This is a genomic window from Mycobacterium sp. (assembly GCF_049673265.1).
In the GTDB taxonomy this organism is placed as follows: Bacteria; Actinomycetota; Actinomycetes; order Mycobacteriales; family Mycobacteriaceae; genus Mycobacterium.
Map to the genome: position 1 here is coordinate 1 of NZ_JBATXN010000371.1, position 4,479 is coordinate 4,479.

The following is a 4,479-nucleotide window of genomic DNA, read 5'->3' on the forward strand; positions in this document are numbered from 1 at the left end:
GTCGGCCGGGGAAGTGCCGCACGTGCAGGGCCTGACCCGGCCCACCTACGCGCTGCGATCCATGCAGGTTCTCGACGACGTCATCCTGGGGCTGCGAAGGCTGCACCAGCCGGTGATCGCCGCGGTCAACGGCGCCGCGATCGGTGGTGGCCTCTGCCTGGCGCTAGCCGCCGATATCCGCGTCGCCGCGAGCGGGGCCTATTTCCGGGCCGCGGGTATCAACAACGGTCTGACGGCCAGCGAGCTGGGTCTTAGCTACTTGCTGCCGCGGGCCATCGGCTCGTCGCGGGCGTTCGAGATCATGCTGACCGGCCGGGACATCGACGCCGAGGAAGCCGAGCGGATCGGGCTGGTATCCCGCCAGGTGCCCGAAGACCGGCTGCTGGAGACCTGCTACGCGATGGCCGAACGGATCACCGCGTTCTCGCGGCCGGGAATCGAGTTGACCAAGCGCACACTGTGGAGTGGACTAGACGCCGCTAGCCTGGAAGGGCACATGCAGGCCGAGGGCCTGGGGCAGCTTTTCGTTCGCCTGCTCACCACGAACTTCGAAGAGGCGGTTGCCGCGCGTGCCGAGAAGCGGCCGCCGGTCTTCACCGACGACAAGTAACAGGAGACGACCTGCGTGATCACGGCTACGGACCTCGAGGTCCGCGCTGGCGCGCGCACGTTGCTCTGTGCTAATCCGGCGGGGGGCCCTGCCACGACGCTGCGGATACAGCCCGGTGATCGCATCGGCCTGGTCGGGCGAAACGGCGCCGGGAAGACCACCACCCTGCGCATCCTTGCGGGGGAGGCCGAGCCGTATGCCGGGACGGTGACACGCAGCGGCGAGATCGGTTACCTGCCGCAGGATCCCAAAGAGGGCGATCTCGACGTCCTGGCCCGCGACCGAGTGCTCTCGGCGCGCGGCTTGGATACCCTACTCACCGATCTGGAAAAGCAGCAGGCGCTGATGGCCGAGGTCGCCGACGACGCTGCCCGCGACCGTGCGATTCGCCGTTACGGCCAACTCGAGGAACGCTTCGCCGCGTTAGGCGGCTACGGAGCCGAAAGCGAGGCCGGCCGAATCTGCGCGAGCCTTGGGTTGCCCGAACGGGTGCTGACTCAGCAGCTGCGCACGCTGTCCGGCGGGCAACGCCGCCGGGTGGAGTTGGCCCGGATTCTGTTCGCCGCGAGTGAAGGAGGAGCCGGGGCTTCAGGTTCCAGCACTACCTTGCTGCTTGACGAGCCGACCAACCACCTCGACGCCGATTCATTGGGCTGGCTGAGGGACTTCCTGCGGAACCACACCGGCGGGCTCGTAGTGATCAGCCACAACATCGATCTGCTGGCCGACGTCGTCAACCGAGTCTGGTTTCTCGACGCGGTACGCGGCGAAGTCGACGTCTACAACATGGGCTGGCAGAAGTATCTCGACGCGCGCGCCACCGACGAGCAGCGGCGCCGTCGGGAACGCACCAACGCCGAACGCAAGGCCACCGCGTTGCGTGCCCAAGCCGCCAAGCTAGGCGCAAAGGCCACCAAAGCTGTTGCAGCGCAGAACATGCTGCGACGTGCCGATCGGATGATGGCCGCGCTCGACGAAGAGCGGGCAGCTGACAAGGTGGCCCGGATCAAGTTTCCCAGCCCGGCCGCCTGCGGACGCACCCCGCTGGTGGCCAGCGGTCTGACCAAGAACTACGGATCGCTGGAAGTGTTCACCGGTGTTGATCTCGCGATCGATCGCGGCTCCCGGGTGGTGGTGCTCGGACTCAACGGCGCGGGCAAGACGACATTGCTGCGGCTGTTGGCCGGTGTCGAGCAGCCCGACGCCGGGGCGTTGGAGCCCGGACACGGTTTGAAAATCGGGTATTTCGCGCAGGAGCACGACACCCTCGACGACACCGCGACGGTGTGGGCGAATATCCGCCACGCCGCGCCCGATTCGGGCGAGCAAGACCTGCGTGGTCTACTCGGCGCCTTCATGTTCAGTGGTAGTCAGCTCGACCAGTCGGCCGGCACGCTGTCCGGCGGTGAGAAGACGCGGCTGGCGCTGGCCGGCCTGGTGGCGTCGACCGCGAATGTGCTGCTGCTCGACGAGCCGACGAACAATCTCGACCCGGCATCGCGCGAGCAGGTGCTCGATGCACTGCGTAGCTACACCGGCGCGGTGGTGCTGGTGACGCACGACCCGGGCGCCGCCGAAGCGCTCGATCCGCAACGTGTCGTGCTGCTTCCCGACGGCACCGAAGATCATTGGTCCGAGGACTACCGGGATCTCATCGAGTTGGCCTGACCGATGGCGCAGGCGATTTCGTCAAATCGCCCCGCCGCCGACGTCGGCTTTCTACGCTGTGTGCGTTGGGGATCCTATTCAGCGGGGAGGCGCCGATGCGGAAGTCGAAGAAAACACGCGCGGAGTTGATGGACGAATTGCGCAGCGCGTATGAGGGCGGAGCCAGCATTCGTAAACTGGTCTCGTCCACTGGCAGGTCCTATGGGTCGGTACACAGCTTGCTGCGAGAATCGGGCACCCCGATGCGAAGCCGCGGTGGGCCCAACCATCGCACCCGGTCCCGGGTCCGGTAGGCCGGAACTTCCGTCGCGTCAACTTACCCCTGGCGTACCGAGCCCTCGACCAGGTCGAGGACGGCGGCCAGCCGCTGTGGGTCTTCACCCGAGGCCACCCGAGCGACCAAGCCGTCGAGTACCAAGTCCAGGTAGCACACCAGTACGTCGCTGGGGATGTCGTTGCGCACGCGGCCGGCCTGCTTCTGTCGACGCAGCCGATCGATCGTGGCGTCCGTCAACTCCGCCGAGCGCTCCGCCCAACCTCGACTGAACGCAGGGTCGTGGCGCAGCTTGCGGGCGATCTCCAATCGCGTGGCGAGCCAGTCGAACTGGTCGGGTGCGGTGAGCATGTCCCGCATGACCTGGATGAGACCCTCGCGCGACGCGACCGCGGCCATCCGTTCGGCGTCCTCGCGGGCCAGCTCGAAGAACAACGTGTCCTTGTCGCGGAAATGGTGGAAGATCGCACCCCGCGACAAGCCGATGGCTTGTTCCAGGCGGCGCACCGTCGCCTGCTCATAGCCATACTCGGCGAAACAGCGACGGGCACCGTCGAGGATCTGACGGCGACGGGCCGCCAGATGGTCCTGGCTGACCTTGGGCACAAGCGTTCCGCTAGTTCGATCTCAGCATGTTGCGCAGCACGTATTGCAGGATGCCGCCGTTGCGGTAGTAGTCGGCTTCACCCGGCGTGTCGATCCGTACCACAGCGTCGAACTCCACCGCCTCCTTGCCATCCCCAGCGGCCTTGACATGCACGGTCTTTGGCGTTTTGCCGTCGTTGAGCGCCTCGATGCCGGTGATGTCGAATACCTCGGTGCCGTCGAGACCCAACGATTCGGCGGTCTTGCCCTCGGGGAATTGCAGCGGGATCACGCCCATGCCGATCAGGTTGGACCGGTGGATGCGCTCAAACGACTCGGCGATCACCGCCCGCACACCCAGCAGCCGGGTGCCCTTGGCCGCCCAGTCGCGCGACGAGCCCGAACCGTATTCCTTGCCGCCCAGCACAACCAGCGGAATATCTTGAGCCGCATAGTTTTGCGCAGCGTCGTAGATAAACGCCTGCGGCGCGTCGGGCTGGGTGAAGTCGCGCGTGTACCCACCCGAGACGTCGTCGAGCAGCATGTTGCGCAGCCGGATGTTGGCGAACGTGCCGCGGATCATCACCTCGTGGTTGCCGCGCCGCGACCCAAAGGAGTTGTAGTCCTTACGCTCGACGCCATGCTCGTCGAGGTACTGCGCCGCCGGGGTGCCCGGCTTGATGCTGCCCGCCGGCGAGATGTGGTCGGTGGTCACCGAGTCGCCGAGCAGCGCCAGCACCCGCGCGCCGCTGATGTCGCTGACCGGTTCCGGGTCGGCGGGCATCCCATCGAAATACGGCGGCTTGCGCACATAGGTCGAATCGGCGTCCCAGTCAAAGGTGTTGCCGCTGGGGGTGGGCAGGTTGCGCCACCGCTCGTCGCCCTTGAACACATCGGCATAGTTCGTGATGAACATCTCTTGGTTGATCGCCGTCGCGATGGTGTCCGAGACGTCTTTCTGCGACGGCCAGATGTCACGCAAAAAGACGTCCGTGCCTTCATCGTCCTTGCCCAGCGGCTGCGACTCGAAATCGAAGTCCATCGAGCCGGCCAGCGCATAGGCGACCACCAGCGGCGGCGAAGCCAGGTAGTTCATCTTCACGTCCGGGTTGATCCGGCCCTCGAAATTGCGGTTGCCGGACAGCACCGCCGCCACCGATAGGTCGTTGTCGTTGACCGCCTTCGAGATCTCGTCGGGCAGCGGTCCGGAGTTGCCGATGCAGGTGGTGCATCCGTAGCCGACAAGGTAGAAACCGAGCTTCTCCAAATACGGCCACACCCCGGCCTTTTCGTAGTAGTCGCTGACGACTTGTGAGCCCGGCGCCATCGTGGTCTTCACCCA

The 4,479-nt window shown here is 65.9% G+C and carries 5 protein-coding genes; 3 read left to right on the forward strand and 2 right to left on the reverse strand.

Features of this window, described 5'->3' with window-relative positions; genetic code table 11:
* From WBF82_RS12850 to WBF82_RS12860, 3 genes are all read left to right on the forward strand, one after another.
* A partial coding sequence (locus WBF82_RS12850) for an enoyl-CoA hydratase (protein ID WP_424383402.1) occupies positions 1–610 on the forward strand: 610 nt, incomplete at its 5' end.
* A 15-nt stretch (positions 611–625) separates the two neighbouring features.
* Positions 626–2,278: an ABC-F family ATP-binding cassette domain-containing protein gene (locus WBF82_RS12855; RefSeq protein ID WP_424383403.1), complete on the forward strand. Its 1,653-nt coding sequence runs from the start codon at positions 626–628 to the stop codon at positions 2,276–2,278.
* A 95-nt stretch (positions 2,279–2,373) separates the two neighbouring features.
* A complete protein-coding gene (locus WBF82_RS12860) occupies positions 2,374–2,571 on the forward strand; it encodes a helix-turn-helix domain-containing protein (RefSeq protein ID WP_424383404.1) in 198 nt (65 codons plus the stop codon).
* Between the two features lie 23 nt (positions 2,572–2,594).
* On the opposite strand, the gene WBF82_RS12865 is transcribed toward WBF82_RS12860, so the two are convergent.
* Positions 2,595–3,158 carry a TetR/AcrR family transcriptional regulator gene (locus WBF82_RS12865; protein WP_424383405.1) on the reverse strand — a complete coding sequence of 188 codons (564 nt, stop codon included), beginning with the start codon at positions 3,156–3,158 and terminating at the stop codon, positions 2,595–2,597.
* A gap of 10 nt (positions 3,159–3,168) precedes the next feature.
* Positions 3,169–4,479: aconitate hydratase AcnA (acnA, locus tag WBF82_RS12870; protein WP_424383406.1), on the reverse strand; the 1,311-nt coding region annotated here is incomplete at its 5' end.